The sequence below is a fragment of the Nonomuraea salmonea genome (assembly GCF_042428605.1).
Classification (GTDB): domain Bacteria; phylum Actinomycetota; class Actinomycetes; order Streptosporangiales; family Streptosporangiaceae; genus Nonomuraea; species Nonomuraea salmonea.
Map to the genome: position 1 here is coordinate 445,127 of NZ_JBHMCF010000003.1, position 22,080 is coordinate 467,206.

The 22,080-nt window shown below is 69.5% G+C and carries 22 protein-coding genes, 1 tRNA gene and 1 pseudogene; 11 read left to right on the forward strand and 13 right to left on the reverse strand.

Annotated elements, in window-relative coordinates; all coding sequences use genetic code 11:
* Positions 1-2 precede the first annotated feature (2 nt).
* The 3 genes from ACFFR3_RS03305 to ACFFR3_RS03315 are packed head-to-tail and all read right to left on the reverse strand — an operon-like array spanning position 3 to position 4,407.
* On the reverse strand, positions 3-2,087 hold the full coding sequence (locus ACFFR3_RS03305) for a hypothetical protein (protein WP_379482560.1): 2,085 nt from the start codon (positions 2,085-2,087) through the stop codon (positions 3-5).
* Positions 2,087-3,043 carry a hypothetical protein gene (locus ACFFR3_RS03310; protein WP_379482561.1) on the reverse strand — a complete coding sequence of 319 codons (957 nt, stop codon included), beginning with the start codon at positions 3,041-3,043 and terminating at the stop codon, positions 2,087-2,089. Before ACFFR3_RS03310 ends, ACFFR3_RS03305 begins: the two co-directional genes overlap by 1 nt.
* 14 nt (positions 3,044-3,057) lie before the next feature.
* Complete coding sequence (locus tag ACFFR3_RS03315; RefSeq protein ID WP_364365662.1) at positions 3,058-4,407, reverse strand: hypothetical protein; 1,350 nt, start codon at positions 4,405-4,407, stop codon at positions 3,058-3,060.
* Positions 4,408-4,584: 177 nt separating this feature from the next.
* On the opposite strand from ACFFR3_RS03315, the gene ACFFR3_RS03320 reads away from it, so the two are divergent.
* Positions 4,585-5,874, forward strand: a complete 1,290-nt coding sequence (locus ACFFR3_RS03320) for a DUF4407 domain-containing protein (protein WP_345397073.1) — start codon at positions 4,585-4,587, stop codon at positions 5,872-5,874.
* Positions 5,864-7,357, forward strand: coding sequence for a serine/threonine-protein kinase (locus tag ACFFR3_RS03325; RefSeq protein WP_379482562.1), 1,494 nt, complete (start codon positions 5,864-5,866; stop codon positions 7,355-7,357). Before ACFFR3_RS03320 ends, ACFFR3_RS03325 begins: the two co-directional genes overlap by 11 nt.
* On the opposite strand, the gene ACFFR3_RS03330 is transcribed toward ACFFR3_RS03325, so the two are convergent.
* Positions 7,347-8,303 (reverse strand): NADP-dependent oxidoreductase, encoded by a 957-nt coding sequence (locus ACFFR3_RS03330; RefSeq protein WP_379482563.1) that lies wholly within the window; start codon positions 8,301-8,303, stop codon positions 7,347-7,349. The two genes, ACFFR3_RS03325 and ACFFR3_RS03330, sit on opposite strands and share 11 nt — an antisense overlap.
* A 70-nt stretch (positions 8,304-8,373) precedes the next feature.
* On the opposite strand from ACFFR3_RS03330, the gene ACFFR3_RS03335 reads away from it, so the two are divergent.
* Positions 8,374-9,462 carry a GlxA family transcriptional regulator gene (locus ACFFR3_RS03335; protein ID WP_379482564.1) on the forward strand — a complete coding sequence of 363 codons (1,089 nt, stop codon included), beginning with the start codon at positions 8,374-8,376 and terminating at the stop codon, positions 9,460-9,462.
* A gap of 9 nt (positions 9,463-9,471) precedes the next feature.
* On the opposite strand, the gene ACFFR3_RS03340 is transcribed toward ACFFR3_RS03335, so the two are convergent.
* The 5 genes and pseudogenes from ACFFR3_RS03340 to ACFFR3_RS03360 all read right to left on the reverse strand — a co-directional run.
* Complete coding sequence (locus ACFFR3_RS03340) at positions 9,472-9,699, reverse strand: hypothetical protein (RefSeq protein ID WP_379482565.1); 228 nt, start codon at positions 9,697-9,699, stop codon at positions 9,472-9,474.
* A gap of 465 nt (positions 9,700-10,164) precedes the next feature.
* The gene (locus tag ACFFR3_RS03345) at positions 10,165-11,397 is read right to left on the reverse strand and encodes an NsdA family TPR-like regulatory protein (RefSeq protein ID WP_379482566.1); all 1,233 of its coding nucleotides are present in this window, start codon (positions 11,395-11,397) and stop codon (positions 10,165-10,167) included.
* A 234-nt stretch (positions 11,398-11,631) separates the two neighbouring features.
* Complete coding sequence (locus ACFFR3_RS03350; protein WP_379482567.1) at positions 11,632-12,870, reverse strand: helix-turn-helix transcriptional regulator; 1,239 nt, start codon at positions 12,868-12,870, stop codon at positions 11,632-11,634.
* Between the two features lie 95 nt (positions 12,871-12,965).
* Entirely contained in the window at positions 12,966-14,078 is a 1,113-nt protein-coding gene (locus tag ACFFR3_RS03355; protein WP_379482568.1) for a helix-turn-helix domain-containing protein, read from the reverse strand.
* 55 nt (positions 14,079-14,133) lie between these two features.
* A pseudogene (locus tag ACFFR3_RS03360) lies at positions 14,134-14,418 on the reverse strand (type II toxin-antitoxin system RelE/ParE family toxin); the annotation flags it as partial.
* A gap of 479 nt (positions 14,419-14,897) precedes the next feature.
* On the opposite strand from ACFFR3_RS03360, the gene ACFFR3_RS03365 reads away from it, so the two are divergent.
* The 5 genes from ACFFR3_RS03365 to ACFFR3_RS03385 all read left to right on the forward strand — a co-directional run bounded on the left by ACFFR3_RS03365 (position 14,898) and on the right by ACFFR3_RS03385 (position 18,007).
* A complete protein-coding gene (locus ACFFR3_RS03365) occupies positions 14,898-15,077 on the forward strand; it encodes a hypothetical protein (protein WP_345397055.1) in 180 nt (59 codons plus the stop codon).
* On the forward strand, positions 15,074-15,403 hold the full coding sequence (locus tag ACFFR3_RS03370; RefSeq protein WP_345397053.1) for a hypothetical protein: 330 nt from the start codon (positions 15,074-15,076) through the stop codon (positions 15,401-15,403). Before ACFFR3_RS03365 ends, ACFFR3_RS03370 begins: the two co-directional genes overlap by 4 nt.
* 172 nt (positions 15,404-15,575) lie before the next feature.
* Positions 15,576-16,688 (forward strand): winged helix DNA-binding domain-containing protein, encoded by a 1,113-nt coding sequence (locus ACFFR3_RS03375; RefSeq protein WP_379482569.1) that lies wholly within the window; start codon positions 15,576-15,578, stop codon positions 16,686-16,688.
* 49 nt (positions 16,689-16,737) lie between these two features.
* Positions 16,738-17,130: a TraR/DksA family transcriptional regulator gene (locus ACFFR3_RS03380; protein ID WP_345397048.1), complete on the forward strand. Its 393-nt coding sequence runs from the start codon at positions 16,738-16,740 to the stop codon at positions 17,128-17,130.
* Positions 17,131-17,620: 490 nt separating this feature from the next.
* Positions 17,621-18,007, forward strand: coding sequence for an alpha-amylase inhibitor (locus ACFFR3_RS03385; protein WP_379482570.1), 387 nt, complete (start codon positions 17,621-17,623; stop codon positions 18,005-18,007).
* Positions 18,008-18,171: 164 nt separating this feature from the next.
* Here ACFFR3_RS03385 and ACFFR3_RS03390 read toward each other — a convergent pair.
* Positions 18,172-18,246, reverse strand: a tRNA-Arg gene (locus ACFFR3_RS03390).
* 116 nt (positions 18,247-18,362) lie between these two features.
* Here ACFFR3_RS03390 and ACFFR3_RS03395 point away from each other — a divergent pair.
* Positions 18,363-18,755: a response regulator transcription factor gene (locus ACFFR3_RS03395; RefSeq protein ID WP_364365612.1), complete on the forward strand. Its 393-nt coding sequence runs from the start codon at positions 18,363-18,365 to the stop codon at positions 18,753-18,755.
* 52 nt (positions 18,756-18,807) lie between these two features.
* Here ACFFR3_RS03395 and ACFFR3_RS03400 read toward each other — a convergent pair whose 3' ends face one another.
* Together ACFFR3_RS03400 and ACFFR3_RS03405 are read right to left on the reverse strand one after the other, a co-directional pair.
* Positions 18,808-19,143: a VOC family protein gene (locus ACFFR3_RS03400; protein ID WP_379482571.1), complete on the reverse strand. Its 336-nt coding sequence runs from the start codon at positions 19,141-19,143 to the stop codon at positions 18,808-18,810.
* 2 nt (positions 19,144-19,145) lie between these two features.
* A complete protein-coding gene (locus ACFFR3_RS03405) occupies positions 19,146-19,916 on the reverse strand; it encodes an oxidoreductase (protein ID WP_345397039.1) in 771 nt (256 codons plus the stop codon).
* Positions 19,917-19,999: 83 nt separating this feature from the next.
* Between ACFFR3_RS03405 and ACFFR3_RS03410 the strand changes: the two genes are divergently transcribed.
* A complete protein-coding gene (locus ACFFR3_RS03410) occupies positions 20,000-20,560 on the forward strand; it encodes a TetR/AcrR family transcriptional regulator (protein WP_379482572.1) in 561 nt (186 codons plus the stop codon).
* Positions 20,561-20,564: 4 nt separating this feature from the next.
* On the opposite strand, the gene sigJ is transcribed toward ACFFR3_RS03410, so the two are convergent.
* On the reverse strand, positions 20,565-21,458 hold the full coding sequence (gene sigJ, locus ACFFR3_RS03415) for an RNA polymerase sigma factor SigJ (RefSeq protein WP_379482573.1): 894 nt from the start codon (positions 21,456-21,458) through the stop codon (positions 20,565-20,567).
* A 135-nt stretch (positions 21,459-21,593) separates the two neighbouring features.
* Between sigJ and ACFFR3_RS03420 the strand changes: the two genes are divergently transcribed.
* Positions 21,594-22,070 (forward strand): carboxymuconolactone decarboxylase family protein, encoded by a 477-nt coding sequence (locus ACFFR3_RS03420; protein ID WP_379482574.1) that lies wholly within the window; start codon positions 21,594-21,596, stop codon positions 22,068-22,070.
* Positions 22,071-22,080: the final 10 nt, after the last annotated feature.

A 22,080-nucleotide genomic window follows, 5' to 3' on the forward strand; every position in this document is an offset into this window, starting at 1 on the left:
TCTCAGGCCTGGCCTCCAGGGGAGCGCCGGACGAAGGGCAGGGCGCGGCGGGGGCCGGTCATCCGCTCCAGGCCCTGGCCGATGTCGGCGGCCGCCTTGTCGGTGAGGCCCGTGCCGAGCTGGTCGGCCGCACGCTGGGCGAGCCAGTAGAGCAGCTCCCGAGCCGTTCCCGGGCCGCTCTCCGCCATGATCGCGAGCAGTCCCTCCAGCCGGAGGGGGCGGCCGAGCCCGTTGAGCGCCGCATTGACCTCGTGCTCGGTGAGCGGGGTGGGGAAGCGCCGGCGGAGCCCCTCCCGGACCGACTGGATCGTGCCGATCGAGGAGGACGCCGTCTCCGGGAGCCGGCCGCCGAAGAGCCTGCGCGGGCTGCGCAGCGCGCGGACGAGCGCGGGGGCGGTCATCCTGGTGAGGCCGTCCTCGATGTCCCGTTTGATCGGGCCGTCCAGCCGCAGCTCGCGCAGCGCGTGCGCGGCCAGCCCGGACAGCAGGGCCGCACTCGTGCCCCAGCCGCTCTCCGCCATGATCGCGAGCAGGAACGCCTGCGGCGGAGCCCCGTCCAGGGCTTCGAGGATCTCCTTGACGTCACCGGGCAGGAGCAGGCGGCCCCGGCTGAGCCGCAGGATGCGGCGGTGACGCTCCAGGCTGTCGTCCTGGAAACAGTCGGAGATCGGCCTGACCAGGTAGCGGCGGCGGTGGAGCTGCTCGGCGACGTCCTTCCCGCCGCCGCGGCCCTCCAGCTCACGCAGGACACCGTCCAGTACGTGGCGCTCGCGGGAGCGCTCGATCAGGTTCAGCAGCTCCTCGACGGGCAGGCCCGACAGGATCCGCCGAACCATCCCGCCGTCGCCTGTGAGGAAGGCGATCCGCAGTTTGGCCAGGGGCTCGCAGCCGGCGGACACCGCCTTGAGCGCCTTGGCGAGCGGGCCGGGAAGGGCTCCGAGCGGGCTGAAGTCGCCGCGGAGGTCGTCGATGTCCTGAGGGCGGAGGACAGGGCCGTACAGGAGGCTCAGGAGGATGCGGAAGAAGGTCTCCGCGGCGGGAGAGCCGGTCAGCCCGTCGGGCAGCGGGGTCAGGTTCCGCTGGACGATGACGCGGTAGGCCCGGCGGTCGGCGTCGGTGACGCGGTCGAGAGCCTGCGACAGCCGGCCGTTGAGCTCGTGCAGCCGCGCCTCGTCGGCGCGGGCGAGACCGGCCAGCGACTCGGGGAGCAGCTGCCGCACGGAGGAGGCCAGCCTGATCGCGGCGTGCTCGCGTACGCGCATGAGGGCCTCGGCGCGGTCGGCCACGTTGTCGAGGTCGAGCGGGCGGTCGAGACCGGCCAGGCGGCTGATCAGACCGGTGAGACCGTCGGCGTCGTACTGTGCGAGCTCCTGCACGTAGTGGCGGGCCTCGGCGGGGAGATCGTGCGCGACATCTCGCTCCCATGGCAGCTCCCAGGCGCCGTGGGCGGGCGCGACCTCGGCGAAGGAGAGCCTGATGCGATGCCTGGAGGCGCTGTTGGTCCAGGTGGAGACGGCGAGCCGGCTGCGCATGCCGTACGGGAGGAGCGCCGCGACGCAGTCGAGGAAGTCGAGCCGCTGCTCCAGCGGGAGCTCGGCGCGGACCACGCAGACGGGCCGGCCGGTGAGCAGGAGCGCCGCCGCCCGGCGCGCGGTGGCGTTGGCCGCGGCGGCGAGCCTGGGCGGGTCGTAGTCGTGCAGGCTGAGCCGGAACGGGCTCTCGCCGGAGAAGTCCTTGCGCTGCAGCGCCTCGTACAGCGCGCGGTAGGAGAGCGGGATCTTCGCGACCTGTTCCCAGCGCAGGCAGATGTGCCAGGTCATCGTGTACGGCCGGTGGAAGCCGTCCTGGGACTCCGGCTTCGTCTGCAGCGACAGGCCGAGCCAGGACTCGCCGCCCCGGTCGAAGGGGCTGGCCGCCACCCGCGGCAGCGCCTTGGGCTCCACGGTGCCCGAGGCGAACGACTTGAGCCAGTCGGAGAACTCGGCCCTGCTCAGCGCTCCCGTACTGGACCCGATGACGTCGTAGTCGTCCAGGCTCTGTGGCGTCTTGCCGAGGACCGCCCAGTGGGCGGTCGGCCGTACCGCCATCACCCGCTCCTCATCGAACGTGAGCTCAACATGTCGCCGAGCCAGATCACCGGCTCCATGACGTTGATGGGACGGACGGCGCCGCGGATCATGAGGCCCTTCTGGGGATCGTCGATGACGTTGAGGAAGTCGTCGGGGTCGAACCGGCGGCGGCGCTCGTCGATGTACATCCCCACCGACGAGGTCACGAAGAACCGCACGCGGTCCTTGTGGAAGTACGTCTCGATCAGATCGACGATCATCTCCGCGTTGTGGCTGCGCCCGTGCCGGCAGAGCCGGTGGAAGAACTCCCTGGCCCGGTCCTCGTCCACGCGCGGGATGCGCAGATCGTCGTTGACGTCGGGCTCGGCGAGCTTCCACCGGTCGGCCAGCATCAGCACCCGCGGATCGTCATATTTCGTGATGCAGACCGCTATGTAGTGGGGTAGCTTGCCGTCGGCGAACTCGTCGCCCACCAGCATCTGCCCGGCGACCTCGTTCAGGGCCTGGTCGAGGTGCTTGAAGGCGTCGCCGACCCGGCTCTCCCTGTCGGGGTCGAACATGTAGATCAGCCCGCGGCTCCTGACCAGGCTGGCCACCAGGGCCTCCTTGTCGACGCTCGCCTGCTCTTCGGCGTACAGGCCGCCGCGCGGATCCAGGAAGTCGAGCCTGATCCGCGGCGCCCTGCCCGGCAGGGTCCGCCACGGCCGCCACCACTGCCGCCGGCTCTCGGCCGCGCCGATCAGCAGCCAGTTGTAGTACGTCAGGGACTCGGTCGAGTCGGGGAACATGCGATCGTCCAGCAGCCTGTTGCGGAGCCTGATCAGCTCGGCGCCCGACGCCTGGTTCTCGCCGACCAGCCTCCAGCTCGTCCCGGCCCTGTTCAGCGCGATGCTCAGGGCCGCGAGGAAGGCGGTCTTGCCGCTACCCGAGGCGCCCCACATCGCAATGTCGGGCGCGGGTTCTGCATCGGTCACGCGGGGTCCTCATTTCAGCTGACGAAGGGAAGGGTGAGCGAGCCCCCGGCGGACGTCAGGTCGAGGCGGGCGGCGAGCTCCTCGACGTCCACCGCGTCCACCTGGTACAGCGCCGCCGAGCCGAGCCGCTCCCAGGCCGGCGAGGCGGCGTCGCAGATCGCCGCGAACCTGGTGCCGTGGCGCCGCTCCAGCTCCTGCAGCAGCGCCTGCCAGTCGTGCCGGTGCGGGCAGGGCGGCACGCGGTCCCTGCCGACCCTGCGGGGGTGCGGCGGGCGCGCGCCGATCGTGAGCAGCGCGGTACGGGCGCGGTCCTGCGGCAGCAGGCCGCGCAGCTCGGCCAGGACGTCCTCCACCTGGGCGGCGTTCGGGTACGTCGGCGGAGTGGGACGCAGCGAGTCGAGCGCCAGCCTGGCCTGGGCCGCCGAGCCGGCCCAGAGGGCCACGCGGGGCGGGACGTGGGTGGGGTGGCGCTCGCCGAAGACGTGGGTGCCGTAGCTGATGACCGAGAACTGGGTGGGGCTGTCGGCCAGCAGGTCGATGAGGTAGGCGGGCCAGTGGCAGCGGGCCTCCAGCTCGTCTTGGGCGCCGGTGGTCTCGATCGCGCAGATCAGGTGGGCGGGGCGGGAGGAAGGGGGACGCAGCCGCGCGGGCAGCCCGGCGACCACCTCCGCCCAGGAACCGGTGTGCGGCCGCAGGTCCGCGACGCCGGGGAAGCCGACCCGGCCCGGGGCCTCCAGCACCGCCCTGAGGGTGTGCCGGCCAGGGGGCAGCGGCGCGTGGTCGACCGAGACCAGGCCCGAGGGTTCGAGCGGGCCCGACCATGCCGAGACCGCCAGGAGCATGCCGCCGGGGCCGGTGCAGGTCACGGCGACGTGGGCGTCCTGTCCCGGCAGCGTGCCCGCGGCGAAGAGCGGCTGCCCGGCCAGCTCCAGCCGCCCGTCCGCGGCCCGTTCCCTGACCACGACCAGGTCGTACGACTGCCGCAGCGGAGCCTGGGCGGCCAGGTCGCGCAGCAGGTCGGCCGCCTTGACCCCGAGCGGCCGCATGACCTGGGCGGCGGGGCACCACGCGGTGATCGCGCGCAGGCTCGCCTCCTGCTCGGGGCCGTCGGCGGCGGGCAGCACGACGACCGCGTCCCGGCCCTCCGGGGAGATCAGCTCGCGGGCGACGTCGCCCACCGCGTCCGCCACCTCGTCCCCGGTGGCGGTGAGGGTGGACCACTTGGCGGCGGCCCTGCGGACGACGTACGGGGTGCCGACCTCGTCCGCGCGGACCTCGAAGAACCTGATGCCGGCGATGTCGATCTCCACGACGGTGAGCTTCTCCGCGAACGACGCGATGAGGTCGTGAATGGACGCGCTCATAGGGCGGAAATGTGAAGTTTGAGGGAAATTGTCAATATTGCGCCCGTTCCTGGTTATTCGGATGTGGCCGTGCCCGGTCAAAGTGTCAGACGCGGTTGGTTACCCCGTCGTTGCCGATTGTTGATGCTAATAAGTACTCTGCCGAGAGGGTAGCGGCGGGACACGAGGGAGCGGCGTGTGATCGGTAGATGGTTGATCATCCTGTCCGGCGCCCGCCAGGACGTGCTGGAGAGATACGACGGCGAACGCGCCAGGTTCATCGGCCTCGGCGGGGCCATCCTCACGACCGCCTGCTTGGCCGCGCTGGCCATGACGTTCGCGCTGTCCTCGGCGCTCAAGGTCTTCCTGCCGCTCGCCATCGCCATCGGCCTGGTCTGGGGCGTGATCATCCTGGGCCTCGACCGCTGGCTCGCCACCTCGCTGCCGGTCAGGGGCCGGCGGCGGTTCTGGCTCGCGCTGCCCCGCGTCCTCCTGGCGCTCCTCCTCGGCGCGGTCATCTCCACGCCGCTCGTGCTGCAGATCTTCAAGCCGGAGATCGACGCCACCATCCTCGACATCAAGCAGGAGCGCCTCGACGCCTTCACCCGCGCCCAGCAGACCGGCGAGACGGGCAGGCGCGTCGCCACCCTGGAGACGACGGTGACGGAGCTCGAAGCCGTCATCGCTTCCCGCGGGGAGACGGCCCTCGACCCCGCCTCCGACCAGCGGATCCAGGAGCTGGAGAAATCCCGCAAAGAAGCGGTGAAACAGCGCGACACCTTCTACGACGAATGGCAGTGCCAGCTTTACGTGGGCCCGCCGAAATGCGCGAAGAAGGGCCCGGGGCCGCTGGCGCGGGCGGCCGAACGAGCCTACCGGCGCGCCGCCACCCGGGTCGGCGACATCGAGCGGCAGATCGAGCAGCGCCGCGAGCAGCTCGGCACCACCCAGGCCACCGGGCGGGCCAGGCGGTTGCAGGCGGCGGAGGAGGAGCTGCCGAAGGTGCGGGCCGAGCTGGATCGCCTGAACGCCCAGCAGGCCGAGCTCCGCGGCCAGTTCGTCGATGAGAACCTCGACTCCGACGGCCTGCTGCTCCGGCTGGAGGCGCTCGGCCGGGTCTCCCAGGACAACGCCTCGCTCACCATGGCGCGGCTGCTGCTCTTCCTGTTCATCCTGGTCATCGAGTGCCTGCCGGTGCTGGTCAAGCTGATGCAGCGGCCCGGGTCGTACGACAAGATCGAAGAGAAGCTGGACGCGAAGCGGCTGCGCGACGCGCTGGACGACATCCGCGACGAGCCTGCCGAGACCCGGCGTTACTCCTCCGCCACCTCCTCCTACGAGCCGACCGAACGCGACGACTCCGGCTCGTACCCCACGGAGAGCCACGGGACGCGCAGTTTCGAGGACGACGCGCTGCGCACCCTGCGCGACACCCGATCCGGCGGCGGGCGCTACGAGCACGCCGGGCGGCTGAACGATGATTGGTGACCGCGTCGCCGGCCGATTCGTCATCGAGGCGCCCCTGGGCAGGGGCGGCATGGGACGGGTCTGGCGGGCCAGGGACAGCGCGCTCGACCGTACGGTGGCGCTCAAACAGATCCGCCCCGACATGGGGCCGGCGCCCGAACTGGCGGCGCGCGCCAGGCGGGAGGCGCAGGCACTGGCCAGGGTCATCCATCCCGGCATCGTCAGGGTGCACGACATCCTGGACACCCAGGACGGGCCGTGGATCGTGATGGACCACGTACGCGGCGACCCGCTCGGCACGCTGATCGGCCGGGCGCCGCTGCCGGAGCTCGAAACGGCCAGGATCGGGGCCCGGGTGCTCGACGCGCTGACGGCGGCGCACGCCGTCGGGGTCTACCACCGCGATGTGAAGCCGGACAACATCCTCATCACCGCCCCCGGCGAGGTGGTGCTGGTGGACTTCGGCATCGCCGCCATCGAGGGCAGCTCCTCGCTCACCAGGCTCGGGCAGCTCGTCGGAACGCTCGACTTCATGGCGCCCGAGCGGCTGCACGGCGACCCTGCCGGAGAGGCGGCCGATCTGTGGTCGCTCGGCGCCACGCTCTACACGGCGCTGCAGGGTCGGCCGCCGTTCCGCAGGAGCAACGCCGAGGCGGTCAAGTTCGCGATACTCACCGCCGAGCCCGACCCCCTGCGCGAGCCCGGCAGGCTCGGCCCGACGATCAGCCGCCTGCTGGACAAGAAGCCGGGCACCCGGATGAAGGCCGCCGAACTGGCCCACGACCTCAACCGCCTCCTCCAACCGCCCCGCCCGCGGAAACCGCCCCGCTCTCAGGAACCGCCTCAGCCTCAGGAACCGCTCCGTCTTCAGCAACCGCCTCAGCCTCAGAAACCGCCCCGCCTTCAGCAACCGCCTCACCCGCAGAAACCGCCTCACCCTCGGAAACCGCCCGAAGGCGGAGCGATCAGGCGCGATCGAGAGGGTCCCGTCGTGCGGAAGGCCCGGCCGCCGATGGCGCACCAGGGGGAACACCTGCTCGCGCTCCCCGCCGCCGAGGCCGCGGCGATGCTCGGCGAACAGTGGCAGGACCTCACGGCCGACGCCGTGGAGGAGATGTGCCGGCAGGCCGCCAAGGGCGCCAAGATCCTGCAGATGCTGCTCCCCCGCCGCGCGTGCCGGCTCTTGGATCAGGTACGCGACCCCGCCCTGGTCGCGGACGTGGTGCTGGCCATGGACCCCCGCCACCGCGGGCGCATGCTCGGCGGCATGCACGACAGGAACTCCGCCGCCGCCATCGGCGCGATGGCCGCCGCCGATCCCCGCCAGACGGGCCTCGTGGTCGCCGCCATGCCGGAGGATCCGGCCGTACGCGCCCTGAACCGGCTCCTGCCCGCCACCATCGCGGACGCCCTCAGGCACTGTCCCCGCTCCACCCGCGACCACCTGCTCTCCCGCCTCCCCGACACCACCCGCGCCGCCGTCCGGAGCAGACTCACGAACTGACGGTGATCACCAGCTTGCCCGTGGTGCGGCCCGTCTCCCCCAGAGCGTGGGCCCGCGCGCCCTCGGCGAGGGGGAAGGTGGCGGAGACGTGGGCGCGGAGCCTGCCCCGGTCGGCCAGGTCGGCGATGGCGCGCATCCCGGCCTGGTCGTGCTCGACGATCAGCGTGACGGCGCGGACCTGCGCCTTCTCGGCCGCCGCCCGGGTGTCCTCGGCGCCCGGCACCAGGGAGACGAGGACACCGCCGGGGCGGAGCACGCTCACGGAGCGGGTGGCCGTCTCCCCGCCGAGGGTGTCGAGGACGACGTCGTAGCGCTCGCCGGTTTCAGCGAAGTCCTCGGAGCGGTGGTCGATGCAGGCGTCCGCGCCGAGCTCGCGCAGGAAGGCATGCTTGGGGGCGCTCGCCGTACCGGTGACGTGGGCTCCGCGTTCCTTGGCGATCTGTACGGCGAGGTGCCCGACACCGCCGGCCGCGGCGTGGATCAGCACCCGCTGCCCCTTCTCCAGCTTCGCCGTCTCTACCAGGGCCTGCCAGGCGGTGAGCGCGGCCAGCGGCAGAGCGGCCGCCTGGACGTGGTCGATCCCGGCGGGCTTGGGGACGAAGGCGCGGGCGGGGCCGGCCACGTACTCGGCGTGGGAGCCTGCTCCGTACGGGTAGGGCAGCATGCCGAACACCTCGTCACCCGGCTCGAAGAGGGTGACGCCGGGGCCGGTCGCCGTCACGGTGCCGGAGACGTCCCAGCCCAGGGTCAGCGGCGGGGGTGGCAGGAAGATGCTCGTGGCGCGGTGCTTGACGTCGGTGGGGTTGAGCCCGGCCGCGTGCACGGCGACGAGGATCTCCCCGAGTCCGGGCTCGGGGCGCGGCAGCTCGGTCAGTCGCAGCACGTCGGGGCCGCCGAGGGTCGTCTGGTGCAGGGCGAGCATCGTAGGGGTGTCCGTCGAAGTCATGCCCCGATCCTGGCCCCGCGGTCGGGGCCGGGGCGATGGCAAGAACGTCATCCTCCGATACATTCCTGCCATGCCCCTCGACCTTGCCGCCGGCCACGTTCCCCTGGGCCTTGCCGATCGGGCGGCCGAACTCGACCCGCCCCCACGGCCCGGCGCCCACAAGGTCGTCGTCCTCGCCCTCGACGGCGTCTACCCGTTCGAGCTGGGCATCCCGCACCGGGTCCTGGGCTCCGCCGACGGCCGCTACGAGGTGCTGTCCGCAAGCGTGGACGGAGGCCCGGTACGCACCGACGCGGACCTGACCATCACCCCCGGCCACGGCCCCGAAGTGCTGGCCGAGGCGGACACCGTGATCATCCCTCCGTACGGCATCACGCCGGCCTCCGCCGCTGTCCCCGACCCGCCGGCCCTGGCCGCCCTGTCCCGCGTGCGCCCCGGCACCCGCCTGGTCTCCATCTGCACCGGCGCCTTCCTGCTGGCCGCCGCCGGCCTCCTGGACGGACGCCGCGCCACCACCCACTGGGCGCTCACCGACATCTTCCAGGCCCTGTTCCCCCGGGTGGAGCTGGACGCCGGCGTGCTCTTCGTCGACCACGGCGACGTCCTGACCTCGGCGGGAGCGGCGAGCGGCGTCGACATCTGCCTCCACCTGGTACGCAAGGACCACGGCAGCGACGTCGCCAACCAGGTAGCCCGCCGCTGCGTCGTACCCCCGTACCGGGACGGCGGTCAGGCCCAATACATCGAACGCCCACTCCCGCCGGGCGGCGAAACCGGCACAGGCCCAACCCGCGACTGGGCCCTGCAACGCCTGAACCTGCCCCTGTCCTTGGAGGAGCTGGCCACCCACGCCGCCATGAGCCCCCGCACCTTCGCCCGCCGCTTCCAGCAGGAGACCGGCATGAGCCCCGGCCGCTGGCTCACCCAGCAACGCCTGAGACGAGCCCGCCACCTGCTGGAATCCACCGACCTGCCCGTGGAACGAATCGCCCACGAGGTCGGCTTCGCCACCGCCACGTCCCTACGCCGCCACCTGGCCGCAGAAACAGGCGTCGCCCCCTCGACCTACCGCCGCACCTTCCGGGCCTCGGATCCGACCGCGAGCGACGTCAGCGCACCAAGGCGGGTTTGTGAGCCGACACCACAAGCGGCCCTGTGACAGGGGCCGTCATAGCCACTTTTGTACGAAGTCATCGTCATAGTCGAGGTCGCCATTCATCATTTGTATTGCAGCACCCAGGTTCATGTTTGATTCCCTGTCCGGCATGGCGCAGTTAGCGCATATTGCTCCGCCATGTTCTTCGTCATAATCGCTCTCTCCGTCGAACGTCTCGTTGTACTCATCTCGAACGTCTGAGACATCGAATTCCGTTTTGCAGTTCGAACACTTCTGCATGCGCCAAGCCTAGTACGAAACCCACCGCTTGAGAGAGGCAGTAGAAAGTGGTTGGGCCAGAGGCGTCGGAAAGTATCGTGGAGCAACGTCGAGATCTTCCGGGTGGCGAGCGAGAGGGCTTCCGTCCTGAAGAGTCTCGACCCAATCGGGACACCGCCGCGCTCCGGCCCCCTACACTCTCAACTGCGAAGAGCCCGTCATGGTTCGAGTGGTAGCCGCTGCAGCTACAGCGCGTCTGCGATCGCGAACTGACCACGTCAGCGAAGACTGCCCCATGTTCCAGGCGGGTCGGCGCGGCAGCGAAAGCCAGGGTAACCGCCTGCATAATCTCTTGCGAATGCCCGCAGCAGAAGCGCGGGCCGGCGGCTGGACGCCATGCCCCGGATGCGTCGACAGCGGAGATATGTGAACACCCAAGCAGCCAAGCAGTTCGAGGCCCCTTCGCCACCCTGACCATCCAACTCCTCATCGAGCGCGGTCTATTACTTCCCGCACTTGTGGCACGTCCCGGTACGGCACGAGCCGGTCGAGGACGACACGCTGACGACGCGCTGTTCTGTCGCTGGCCACGTCCTTCGAAAGGTCGAACATCCGCCAGGCGGCACGAGCCGCTTCCTCTGGCTCGTTGGCATCTGCGAGCGCGACGACGAGCCACGACAGGTACAGGGCGAGCTCGCGGGCGTGAGTGGCGTCGTAACGGTCCAGTACGTCGGTGAGCAGCGGCACCGTGCGAAGCGGTCGGCGCAGTTCAGTGAAGGCACGTGCCTCCATGATCTGCAGCTCGCTCGCGTCCACCCAGTACAAGTACGCGGGCTCGTACTCGCCGCTGCGTTGTTCAAGGGCGGCCCTGGCCTCCTCCAGCGCTCGCATGGCAGGCTCGGCTTCCTCAACTTTGACATACGCCCAGGCGAGGCGGTCCCAGGCGAGGGCGCGCGCTCGCGCCGGCGCGTGCGGCCCGGCCGCGTCGAGTGCCGCGTGGGCGAGCGTCACCCCCTCTTGAGGATCGCCGAGATTGGCGGTTTGGTAGGCCAGGGAGCCGAGGAGATTCGATTCCAAGGTCTCGTCCCGGGCCTCTCGGGCGGCGCGGATACCGAGTAGGTAAACGTTGGCTGCTTGCTCGTGTCGTCCGGCGTCACTGGCGATCCATCCGCTGATCTGCGCGAGTTCCCCGATCACCGCGAGCAGGGCGCGGCTTGTGTGCTCGGTGCAGGTGGCTTCGCGGTACAGCCGTGTGACGGCGTCGAGTTCGCGGAACGCGGGCTGCAGGAGATCGCCGCCGGCCAGCACATCGTCAGCCAGGCGCAGACGATGGACTCTCGCGGACAGATCAGCGATGGTGCTCATCCCGATGCGCCGCCCAGCGCGAGTAGGGAGCGGGGTGAGGGCATCGCTGCCAGGCAACTTGGCGAAAACATCGTCAAGGGTCGGGCGGCAAGGAGCCTGCGGCATGTCGAACAATTCGCCTTCGCTGGTCCCGAATGCCCGGGTATACAGCAGGCGGTAGGGATCACGCGGCTGGTTGTGTCCGGCTTCGTACGCCTTGATTCGGCGGACGATCGTCTCCCGAGCGGGGAGACACTTGCGCGTCTCCTCGTCAGCGGCGGCGACGAGACGGCGGGCCATCTCTTTTTTGCTCCAGAACCGGTTGCGGCGCTCGGCGCGCAGCCGTACCGCCCATGCGGGGAGTTCGGTGACCATCGTGAGCACCTCGCTGTCAGACGTGGGGGGCGTCGTGGTCGTGCTACCGGGAACGGAGAGGCGCGGTCAGCCAGTCCCGGCTCGTGCCGGTTGTTACTACGTTTCGAGCGGATCCGGGCGTCGGTGCGTCCGTTGCAGGCGTCCAAGTGCACGACGGGATGAGCCTTGATGCCCTCGGCGAGGAGAAGTAGCGCAAGTCATAGGTGTCATAGGGAAGGATGATCTGCGGCTTCGTCATGAAGGCTGGGCGGCAGGCGCGCAGAGCTCGCGGTACGCCTCGCGCAACTCGGCAGTCTCTGGTGCCCGCATTGTTTCCATGCCTCCTACCACCTCGGCTGCCCGCCAGTAGTTGGAGGGAACGAGGAGTCCGCTGGTCATCGCGGTGAGAGCCAGGTGTCCCGCCTCGTCGGGTTGGTCGGCGGCCAGGAGCGCGAGAGCCAGGTCGAGCCGCGCGGCCACGGCCCTGCGTGGCCGGGGCGGGCCGTCGGTCGTCGACTCCAATCGGGCGAGCACTCCTCGGGAGTACGGCTCGGCCGATGGATCACCGAGCCAGCACAAGGTGGTCGCGATGTAGGCGTCGGACTTGGCGGGATCGTAGCGGTAGTGATGTTCGGGCCGGTCGGGGACATGCAGAGGCGCGACGAGCCGCATCACCCGGTTCAGCGTCTCGTGCGTCTCCCGGGCCTCGCCGAGGCGTGCCCAGGCCCGGCCCTCCTGCGCGGTCGCCTGGATATACGCCGAGCTTCCGCCGGGCGCGACTCGTTGCGCTGCCTGGGCAAGGGTGAGGGCCCGCCCGAAGTCGCCTTCGGTGAGGACCTGCCACGCCTCCGTCTCCAGACACCAGGCGGCGATCTCACGATGCTCTGTTTCCTTGGCGAGTTGGGCAGCTGTCCGAAGCCGCGCGGCGGCGGCCGGAAACCAGCGCAGGTCGATGAGACAGGTCGCGGCCAGAAGCGAGAGCCAGCCGCCGGCCACCAGGAGCCGCCGATGCTCGGTGAGCGTCTTCTTGGAGTCCAGCAGTTGGGACACGTAGTAGAGGTGACGGCGCACCCGAGTCAGCAACTCACGGGGCGGCGTTCCGGCGTAGGCCACGGCCAGGTCATCGACCGCCAGCTCCAGCCGTTCGAGTGTCTCCTGCCCGACCTCGGTTGCTGCGGCGCGACGAGCAAGTTCCAGAGCGTCCCACTCGTCGTCACCATCACACCCAAGGTTTCCAGGGCTGTGCTCGAACAGCTCGTCCTCGGTGAGGTCGAAGGCGCGGGCGTACAGGAGGCGGTAGGGGTCGTCGGGCTGGTTGTGTCCGGCTTCGTACGCTTTGATCCGGCGCACGATGCTCTCCCGGGAAGGGAGCCGGGCTCGTACGTCGTCGTCGGCGGCCTCGACCAGGCGTCGGGCCATGTCCTTCTGGCTCCAGAATCGGCTGCGGCGTTCGGCGCGCAGCCGTACGGCCCATGCGGGGAGTTCGGTGACCATTGTGAGCACCTCGCTGTCAGACGTGGGGGCGTCGTGGTCGTGGTATCGGGACCGAAGGGGCGCGGTCAGCCGGTCCCGGCTCGTGCCGGTGGTTACTACGTTTCGAGCAGATCCAGCTTGCGCTTGAGGTCGTTCCCGTTCCTGTAGGGCCATCGCCGGGGGTGTTCTCGTTGCAGGCGTCCAATGACTATCCCCGGAGCGATACCGATCTCCTCGGCGAAGGCTCGCACAGCCGCCTTTGATGTCAGCCCGGCCAGTCGGGAAGCATACTGAGGCGGTATGAGGGTGTCCGCCGAGAACCGGTCCGCTTCCAGCTCTTTCGGGTCTTCGATGTCGGTTCTCCCCGCGATCTCGATACGCATTTCGTCGTCACCGTTCAGAACATGGTGGATCTCGTGGAAGAAGCTGAACCAGAGCTGATCATCGGTGCGGTACCGCTGGCTGAGCTGGATTACGCGCTTGGTTCCGATCTTGCGCGTGACACCGCTCACGCGCGCACCCTTGACTTCCTCGATGAAGACGACGGCGACCCCGCTGGCAGAGCAGATTTTCTGCAGCCGCGGCCGGAACTCCTGGGCGGGCAGCACGGTAAGGGCCCGCAGTTCAGGGAGCGAGGCTCGAAGAGCGGTCGCGTCGAACGAGCCGCACAGCATCGCCTGCGCCTCGATCTCGCCGAGGCGCAGCCACGTGGCCAAGGGGCCGAGCTTCGAGTCCTGGACCTTCGACTTTCTGAACGCGTACGCCGCCGGTTGCTCGTACAGTTCTCGCCACACATCGACCGAGGCGACGGCGAAGAACGCGAGAAGCTGATCGATACGCGAAATCTTGTCGCTCGGCTCTTCGGGGAGGATCTTGCGCTTCACCAGCTCGGACACCGGAAGTTCCTTGAGCCATCCGGCGTGTTGCTCCAGGTTTCTGACGGAGCGCAGCCGTGCCATTGTGGACTGGTAGTCCGCCTCAAGCCGGTTCCAAAGCTTCGCCGGCGTCCCGACTACTCGTTCCAGCGATTCCGCCACCTCGGGGGTGAGGCGTACGAGTCCGTGAATCAACTGGTTGACATGCTTCGGAGACAAACCGACCCGCTCGGCCAGCTCACGCTGAGTCATCCCCTTCTCTTCGAGAAGCTCTCGCAGGGTCTCCCCCGGCGGCACCGCGTAGTCGAGATCTCCAGCCGCGTACAGCGTGCGCGTGGTTTTGGCCCTGGCCATTGCTCTCCCTCCTCACGGTGTTGTACCGCTTGTCGTTCAGCCCGCTGGTGCGGCGTCAGTGGTAGTCCACGATCTCGATGAGCACGACCGAAGTGATGGCCGTCCAATCGAGCGAGCCCTGATCGTCCGCGATCCACTCCTCAGGTTCGAAAATGAGCCGGTAGTTGGCGTCAATCCGGACAGACAGCTGGCCCTTACGGTCTCCTGCCAGCTCCTCACAACGGCCGCCGAGATGACGCACTTCATCGAGCGTCTCGGCTTGCTGAAAGTGCTGAATGCGCCTCGCCAAGGCGATGGCCCGGTTATGGCCGAAGTGTCGGCGCCGCTCCCTGTCGGACTCACACTTCTTCCTGAACTTCGCTCGTAGTACACCTCCAACCTACCCACGCCTCCCACCTGCGAGATTTACCTAGTAGGTAAAGATGGCATCACCGTACCGGAGGCACCATGGGTTTGCACACAGATAGTGTCTGAATGATTACTCTTGGCGAAGAATGAGAAGGAAGTCCTTGGCGGAGGCCGGTAGTGAGTGACTCGGCATTACGTCGCACAGTCGTACGGTCATCCCGGAAGTCCGGTCATCATCGTGAGCCCCTCGCCGTCAGACCTGGGGACGTTCTGACCGCCCTTGATATCCCCCGATCACACCTGTGATCGAAGGATTGCTCATTGTTGTAATCGGAGGTGACGCGATCGAAACCGGGGTCCGCAGGCGCTTGCACCGCCGTACGGACCCCTTGATCAGGATGGTGGTCCTGACCCATGACACACGATAGGGCTGTAACCGCCGCTGGTCCGGTGTTCGCCGGGTGGCGGATCATGCGCAGCGACGCCGGGCTGTTCTGGGCGACCCGCGAGCGACCGTTCCCCCGGGCCGTCGAGGACGCGGGCGCGCACCGCACGGTCGACGCCGACGATCTGGCAGGGTTGTGCCAGGTCATCGCGGAGCAGGAGGGCATCGCCGAGCAGAAGTGCCGGATCGTACGGACGACGCGGTGACCGCATCCGCCGTCGATCTCGCTCCACCTGACGCCTACACGGACGAGGACTGCCCGGGGATCTCGCCGCATCCGGCCGTGCCGCGCCCCGGGTGTACAGCGCTGCGGTGGATCGGGCAGGGCCTCGGGCCCGGCCGGGTCGTCGCGTACACCTGCTCATGCCAGATGACCGCCTATGGGCTGGTCTCCTGCGTCGGCATCTACCAGTTCCACCGCCGGACCCTTCCCCGCCTGGGCGTGCCGCCCGTGTCCTGGACGGCTGAGTGGTGGCGCCGTGGGGAGGCGCATGAGTGGTGGCGCCGCCTGCTCGCCGGCCAGGCCCGATGAGCCGCCCCGCCGACCGGACGTCGAGCCGGGCCGGCGGGGCCGCGGGCGGCCTGACGTACACCCAGGGGTTCAGGCCGCCCGCCTGTAAGACCCGCCCGCACACCGCCTTCCGGCTGAGACGGCAGGCGGTCACATCGGCGGGATTGTCGGTGGCGGAGGATACGGTTGACCGGTGGAACTCTCCCCCCAACAGGTGCTCGGCCTGCGGATGTCCAGCCTGCTGCTCCGAGTGGCGCCCGGCGATGCCAGGCGGGCGACGGGCGTGGCCGAGGTGGTGACCTGGCTCGGGGCGATGCAGGCGCAAGACCTGGCCAGCGGTTTGTGGTCGTTCGGCGTACGCCTGCCCGGACTCACCGCCGCCGATGTCACCGACGCGCTGGAGCGGCGTGAGGCGCTGCGCACCTGGCCGATGCGCGGCACCATCCATTTCGTCCCGTCCCGCGACGCCCGCTGGATGGTCGAACTCATGGGCGTCCGGGTGCTGAACGGCGCGGCGAAGCGACGGGAACAACTCGGCCTCTCGGAGGAGACCGCCGTTCAGGCCATGGAGGTGCTGGGCGCGGCCCTGGCTGGCGGCGGGCGGCTGACCCGGTCGGAGTGCCTGGCCGTGCTGTCCGACAAGGGCATCGACACCGGCGGCCAGCGCGGCTACCACCTGCTGTGGTACGCCAGCCAGCGCGGCCTGCTGTGCATCGCCCCCAACATCGGCAACGAGCAGAGCTTCGTCCTGCTCGACGAGTGGGTTCCCGACCCGCACCGGCCGGAGCGCGACGAGGCGCTGGGCACCATCGCCCTGCGCTACTTCCGCGGCCGTGGACCGACCACAAGGCAAGACTTCGCGGGCTGGACCGGCCTGACCGCGGCCGACGCCAAACGCGGCATCGCCGTAGCCGGCGACGCGCTGGCCCGGGTGACCGTCGGCGGGGTGGAGACCTACCTCGACGCCGCGCTCCTCGACACCACCCCTCTCCCGGCCGGCGACGACGAGCTGCTCGTGCTGCCCGGGTTCGACGAATACCTGCTGGGCTACAAGGACCGCTCGCTCATGGTCGCCGACGAGCACAAGGCGGCCATCATCCCCGGCGGCAACGGGATCTTCCAGTCCACCGTGGTACGCGCCGGCCGGGTCGTGGCCATCTGGAAACGCACTCTCACGAAGAACCAGGTACGGATCGCCGTGCACCCACTCACGCCGCTCCACGGAAGCGACCGGGCAGAGGTCGAGCGGGCGTTCGAGCGGTACGCGCAGTTTCTGGAACGCACCCCGGACGTGCGCTGGCCGTGACCCGCCGGCCGAGCTCCGACTAACCTGATGGGGAAGGTGAGGAGTCGTGATGACCGAACATCATCGGGACGCCGCGCTCTCCCCCTCCGAGCAGGCGACCATACGCGAACTACTCGACGCCGACCGCCGCAGAACCACGGACCGCATCGCCCTGCTGGGCCGCGACCGGGACGAGATCGTCACATCGTCGGCGCTGACGGCCTCCGACGACGAGCATGACCCCGAAGGCACGTCCACAGCGTTCGAGCGGGCCCACGTTCAGGCCCTTCTCGATCAGGCCCTGACACACCTCGCCGAACTGGACCTCGCTTCCGAGCGGCTACGCGACGGCACCTACGGGACCTGCGCGAGGTGCGGGCAACGCATCCCCATCGAGCGTCTGCAGATCCTTCCGGCCATCAAGACCTGCGTGAACTGCGCCTCCCGCCGCCGCTCCCGATGAACCCACAGGAGTCGACTCCGTGCTCGGCGATCTCGCCTACCGCGCTCGTCGAGGCGATCATCTTGAACGATCGCCCGCTCCTGCGCGTCTCCCACCGCGTCAACGGCCGCACCTACCTGCGCCGGATACTGCGCCACCGTCGCCGAGCTCGGCGAGCACGGCGTGGACCTCGCCGAACTCGTGGAACGCACGGAAGACAGGCCGCTTGACCATTTGTGGACCCCTGCCCGCCACTGTCGATCGAGCGGGCGGGGTACCGCATGCACCATGGTCCGGCTCGCCTCGGCAGCGAGACCTTCGACCGGGCCAGATCGGTGACGGGCATGCTCTCCAGCGGCATCGCTGAGCGAGCGCTCCGCCGGCGCGGTGACGACGAAGCAGACTGAGTGCCGGCCTTTCGCCGCCTCAACACATCCTCAACACGCCTTCAACATGGCGCGGCTCAGACTCGGCATGACGTTCGGCCCATACCTCGAATCTGGGAGTGACCATGCACATCGCTCGTGCGATCAAGGCTCCGCTGTCCGGCCTGGCCTGTGCGGCAACGCTCATGCTGGGTGTCGCCTCGTTCTCGACGCCTGCGAGCGCGACTGTTCAGGCGAGCGCCTCCATCACCACCACGCAGCCGACCGTTACCCGAGCGCAGGCTGCTTCGGCGTCCGTGGCCGCCTCCAGAGTCACGGCACCGGCTTGCATCGAGCGGGAAGTGAACAAGAAGCAGAAAATAGCCTGGATCACCAACACCTGCGGCAAGACGAGGAAGGTGAAGGTCGTCATTAACAATGGCCCCGACACCTACTGCCGCACCCTGAAGAACCACGAGAGGATCTACCACCGCTGGCCCTTCGGCAGCTATGACCGCACCGTGAACTGCTAGCCTCGGCCCCGGCCGCACCGAGCGCGTTCGCCGGGTGATCCGGGGGGTCGGCGATGGCCTCGTACGGGCTTCCTTCGACGCTGCGTGTCGCAGGACGGCGGAACCGTATTCCGCTGCCGCCATGAGAAAAGCCAGGTCAGACGGCGTCTGACCTGGCTGTCGATTGGTGCCCCCTGCAGGATTCGAACCTGCGCACCCGGCTCCGGAGGCCGGTGCTCTATCCCCTGAGCTAAGGGGGCTCAACAGGTGACAAGGCTACCAGTACCCGGGGACCACTACGCACCAGATAACACTCCATGAACGCATCCCGCGAAAACCACCCGTGACCGCCCAGCTACGGGTTAGCTTGGCGGCCGTGGGTGAGGCTCTTGGGAAAGTACTGGTCGTAGACGATGACGAGGTCATCAGGCAGCTGATCGCGGTCAACCTCGACCTGGAGGGGTTCGAGGTGGTGACCGCCACCGATGGGCAGGACTGCCTTGATCGGGTGCTGGATGTCATGCCGGATGTCATCACGCTCGATGTGATGATGCCGCGCCTGGACGGTTGGACCGCGGCGCAGCGGCTGCGGACGGATGACGCCACCCGGCATATCAAGGTGGTGCTCATCACGGCTCGGGCTCAGGATGATGACAAGGTGCGGGGTCGGGGGATCGGGGTGGATGCGTACCTGACGAAGCCGTTTGATCCGGCTGAGTTGATCCAGGTGGTGCGGGATCTGGCGGCTGGGGCGGCTAAGACGTTCTGAGCAAGGTGACCCCCAGTCCCCGAAGTCGCTTGGGTCGGGAAGGGGCGGCCTGTCAGCCCTCGCGTAGGCAGAAGGGGTGGCCGGAGGGGCTCTTATAGACGTTGGACGTCACGTGGTGGGCGCCGGCGTCGAGGGCCCGTTGGGTGACCCCAGCGAGGTCGTCCGTCCTGAGGTCCAGGTGCAGTTGCTGGGGGATCTCCGGGGTCGGCCAGGTCGGTGGTACGTGGTCGGGGGCCAGCTGGAGGACGATCACCGGGAAGCCCTCTGCCTGGAGGAAGTGGTGGGTGGGGGTGCGGGTGAGGGTGCCGCCCAGCAGGTGGTGCCAGAACGTGCTCTCCCCCTCCAGGTCCGCCGTGTCGATGAGGATCGAGGCCAGGGTGAAGGGCATGGTCACACCACCGGGATGATGCCGCCGTCGACGCGGAACTGGGCGCCCGTCAGCCATTTCGCGCGGCGGGAGGCGAGGAAGGCGATCAGTTCGGCGGCGTCCTCGGGGTCGCCGGGGTGGCCCATGGGGATGTTGAGGTGGTCGGCTATCTGTTGCTGCACCTGCTTCAAAGTGATGCCTTGCGTGTCGGCGATCTCCTGGTGGTGGGCGATGGCGCCTTCTGTGGCGATGAAGCCGGGCAGGACGCACACCACCCGTACGCCGCTCCGGCCCACCTCGGCGGCGAGGCCGCGGCTGTAGGCGTTGAGTGCGGCCTTCGCGGCCGCGTACGAGATGTCGCCGTTCTGGGGTGTGCGGCTGGCGATGGAGGAGACGTGCACCACCACGCCTGAGCCGCGTTCTGCCATGCCCTGGACGAGGGCGCGGTCGAGGCGGACGGCGCTGAGCAGGTTGATGTCCAGGTCCTTGCGCCAGTACTCGTCGGGGCGCTCCAACGTGGGCGTCAGCGGGGTGGTGGCGCCGGCGTTGTTCACCAGGACGTCCACGCCGCCCACGGTGTCGATGACCTGCCGGGCGAGGGCGGTCACGCCCTGTTCCGTGGCGAGGTCGGCGCGGATGAAGGTGGCGGGGAGGTCCTCGGTGGGTTCGGTGCGGGAGGCGGTGAGGACGGTCGCGCCCGCGGCGGCGAAGCGGCGGGCGGTGGCGGCGCCCAGGCCGCGGCTGCCGCCGGTGATCAGGACGCGCAGGCCGTTCAGGCCCTCGTCGACGGTCATGGGGTTGCTCCTCGGCTAAGGTGAATCCGACTCCGGTAACAGTACACAACAAGCGGAGTCCGATTCACCTTAGGGAGGTGCTGGTGACGTCCTCACGTCCGATGCGCGCGGATGCGCGGCGCAACCGCGAGGCGCTCCTGACCGCGGCGCGCGAGGCGTTCCTCGGCGGGGAGGCCGAGATCCAGGTCGAGGAGATCGCGCGGCGGGCCGGGGTGGCGGTCGGTACGCTCTACCGCCACTTCGAGACCCGCGAGGCCCTGGTGGAGGAGGTCTATCGCGACGAGGTCGCCAAGCTGTGCGGCGCGGCCGACGAGCACCTAGGCCGGTACGCCCCCGAGGAGGCCCTGCGGCGGTTCCTGCTGCTGCTCGTGGAGCACGCGGCGGTGAGCAAGGGCATGGCCGTGGCGCTGGAGAGCATCATGGCGACCGATTCGCCGGTCTTCGACGACGCTCGTACGCAGATGGCGCAGGCTCTCGATCGGCTGCTTGAGGCGGGGGTGGCGGCGGGGACGCTGCGTGAGGGGGTCGGCGGGCGTACGGTGCTGCGCGCGCTCGGCGCAGTCTGCGGGATGCGGGCCACAGCGGGGTGGAAGGACGAGGCCGTACGCATCACGACGATCTTCTTCGACGGCCTGCGCCGCTGACCCATCAGGGCGCGGGGGTCCAGGCGCGGAGTTTGTGGGGGTTGCGTACGGCCCAGATGTTCGTGATGCGGTCCCCCGCCACCTCGAACGCCATCACCGCCACCGTCCGGCCCTCCCGCTCGGTCACCAGCCCGGGCCGGCCGTTGACCATCCGTTCCGCCAGCGACAGCGCGGGGATCATCTCCGTGAGCTCCAGGGCGTAGCGGGCGATCGCGGCGGCGCCGCGGATCGGCTCGAGGACTGCGGGCACCAGGCCGCCGCCGTCGGCGGTGAGCGTGGCGGCGGGGTCGAGGATGCCGATGAGGGCGGCGATGTCCTGGGACTCCCAGGCCCGCTTGAAGGTCCGGACGACGCCGGCGCGCTGCGCGTTCGAGGTCTCGGGCGGCTGGGCGGCGGTGATGCGGCGGCGGGCGGAGGAGGCGAGCTGACGGCAGGCGGCGGGCGTGCGGCCGACGATCTCGGCCACCTCGGCGAAGGGGTAGCGGAAGACGTCGTGCAGGATGAACGCCACGCGCTCGGCCGGGGTCATCGACTCGACCACGACGAGGAAGGCCATGCTGAGCGACTCGTCGAGGGTGACGCGATCAGCCGGGTCGGCGGGGTCGGCGGTGATCCAGTCCGTACGTTCGGGCAGCGGCTCCGGGATCCACTCCCCCACGTAGCGCTCGCGCCTGGCCCTGGCCGAGCCGAGCAGGTCGAGGCAGATGCGGCCGGCGACCTTGGTGAGCCACGCGGCCGGCACCTCGATGGCCTGCCGTTCCTCGTCCGGCATGGCGTACCAGCGGGCGTAGGTCTCCTGGACGACGTCCTCGGCGTCGGCCAGGGAGCCGAGCAGGCGGTAGGCGAGGCTGATGAGCTGGCGTCGTTCGCCGATCAGGCTCGGGTCGGGCGTGGTCATGTCGTGGCCGGTCCCCTCGTGTGCCGCGGGTCTTCACCAAGGATGACGACGTAGGGGGCGGAGATGTGAGGCTCACATTTCGCCCGGCTGCGTCGTCGGAGTCCCGTACGAACATCCGAGGAGAGGAATGCTGTGATGTCCGAATCGCGACTGCCCGATCCCGCCCGGTTCATCCCCGAGGTGGGCGAGATCGCCGGCGCGATGGCGAAGGCCGTCATGAAAGGGACGATTCCCCAGACCACCGTGCACCTGGTGCAGCTGCGCGCCGGGCAACTGGTCGGCAACACGTACCACGCGGTGCGGCAGACCGGCGAGCTGCGGGCGGCCGGGGAGGCGGAGGAGCGGATCACGGCGGTGGCGTCGTGGCGGGACGCCCCCCATTTCACGGACGCGGAACGGGTCGCGCTGGAGCTGGTCGAGGCCGTGCTCACTCCGAACCCGTACGGGGAGCGCGTCCCCGACGAGCTGTTCGCCAGGGCGGCCGTCCACTACGACGAGAAGGCGCTGTGGACGCTGACCATGGCGATCGCCCAGATGTGCTTCTTCATCCCGGTCGCGCTCATCGCCAAGCCGGTGCCCGGCAAGCCACTGGGCCAGAACTACACCGGCTGATATAACCGCG

What these genes read in the sequence shown, in the direction of transcription:
- ACFFR3_RS03305 (WP_379482560.1), bottom strand. Translation starts at nt 2,087, where the DNA reads ATGGCGGTACGGCCGACCGCCCACTGGGCGGTCCTCGGCAAGACGCCA.
- ACFFR3_RS03315 (WP_364365662.1), bottom strand. Translation starts at nt 4,407, where the DNA reads ATGAGCGCGTCCATTCACGACCTCATCGCGTCGTTCGCGGAGAAGCTC.
- ACFFR3_RS03325 (WP_379482562.1), top strand. Translation starts at nt 5,864, where the DNA reads ATGATTGGTGACCGCGTCGCCGGCCGATTCGTCATCGAGGCGCCCCTG.
- ACFFR3_RS03330 (WP_379482563.1), bottom strand. Translation starts at nt 8,303, where the DNA reads ATGACTTCGACGGACACCCCTACGATGCTCGCCCTGCACCAGACGACC.
- ACFFR3_RS03335 (WP_379482564.1), top strand. Translation starts at nt 8,374, where the DNA reads ATGCCCCTCGACCTTGCCGCCGGCCACGTTCCCCTGGGCCTTGCCGAT.
- ACFFR3_RS03340 (WP_379482565.1), bottom strand. Translation starts at nt 9,699, where the DNA reads ATGCAGAAGTGTTCGAACTGCAAAACGGAATTCGATGTCTCAGACGTT.
- ACFFR3_RS03345 (WP_379482566.1), bottom strand. Translation starts at nt 11,397, where the DNA reads ATGGTCACCGAACTCCCCGCATGGGCGGTACGGCTGCGCGCCGAGCGC.
- ACFFR3_RS03350 (WP_379482567.1), bottom strand. Translation starts at nt 12,870, where the DNA reads ATGGTCACCGAACTCCCCGCATGGGCCGTACGGCTGCGCGCCGAACGC.
- ACFFR3_RS03355 (WP_379482568.1), bottom strand. Translation starts at nt 14,078, where the DNA reads ATGGCCAGGGCCAAAACCACGCGCACGCTGTACGCGGCTGGAGATCTC.
- ACFFR3_RS03365 (WP_345397055.1), top strand. Translation starts at nt 14,898, where the DNA reads ATGCGCAGCGACGCCGGGCTGTTCTGGGCGACCCGCGAGCGACCGTTC.
- ACFFR3_RS03380 (WP_345397048.1), top strand. Translation starts at nt 16,738, where the DNA reads ATGACCGAACATCATCGGGACGCCGCGCTCTCCCCCTCCGAGCAGGCG.
- ACFFR3_RS03385 (WP_379482570.1), top strand. Translation starts at nt 17,621, where the DNA reads ATGCACATCGCTCGTGCGATCAAGGCTCCGCTGTCCGGCCTGGCCTGT.
- ACFFR3_RS03400 (WP_379482571.1), bottom strand. Translation starts at nt 19,143, where the DNA reads ATGCCCTTCACCCTGGCCTCGATCCTCATCGACACGGCGGACCTGGAG.
- ACFFR3_RS03405 (WP_345397039.1), bottom strand. Translation starts at nt 19,916, where the DNA reads ATGACCGTCGACGAGGGCCTGAACGGCCTGCGCGTCCTGATCACCGGC.
- sigJ (WP_379482573.1), bottom strand. Translation starts at nt 21,458, where the DNA reads ATGACCACGCCCGACCCGAGCCTGATCGGCGAACGACGCCAGCTCATC.
- ACFFR3_RS03420 (WP_379482574.1), top strand. Translation starts at nt 21,594, where the DNA reads ATGTCCGAATCGCGACTGCCCGATCCCGCCCGGTTCATCCCCGAGGTG.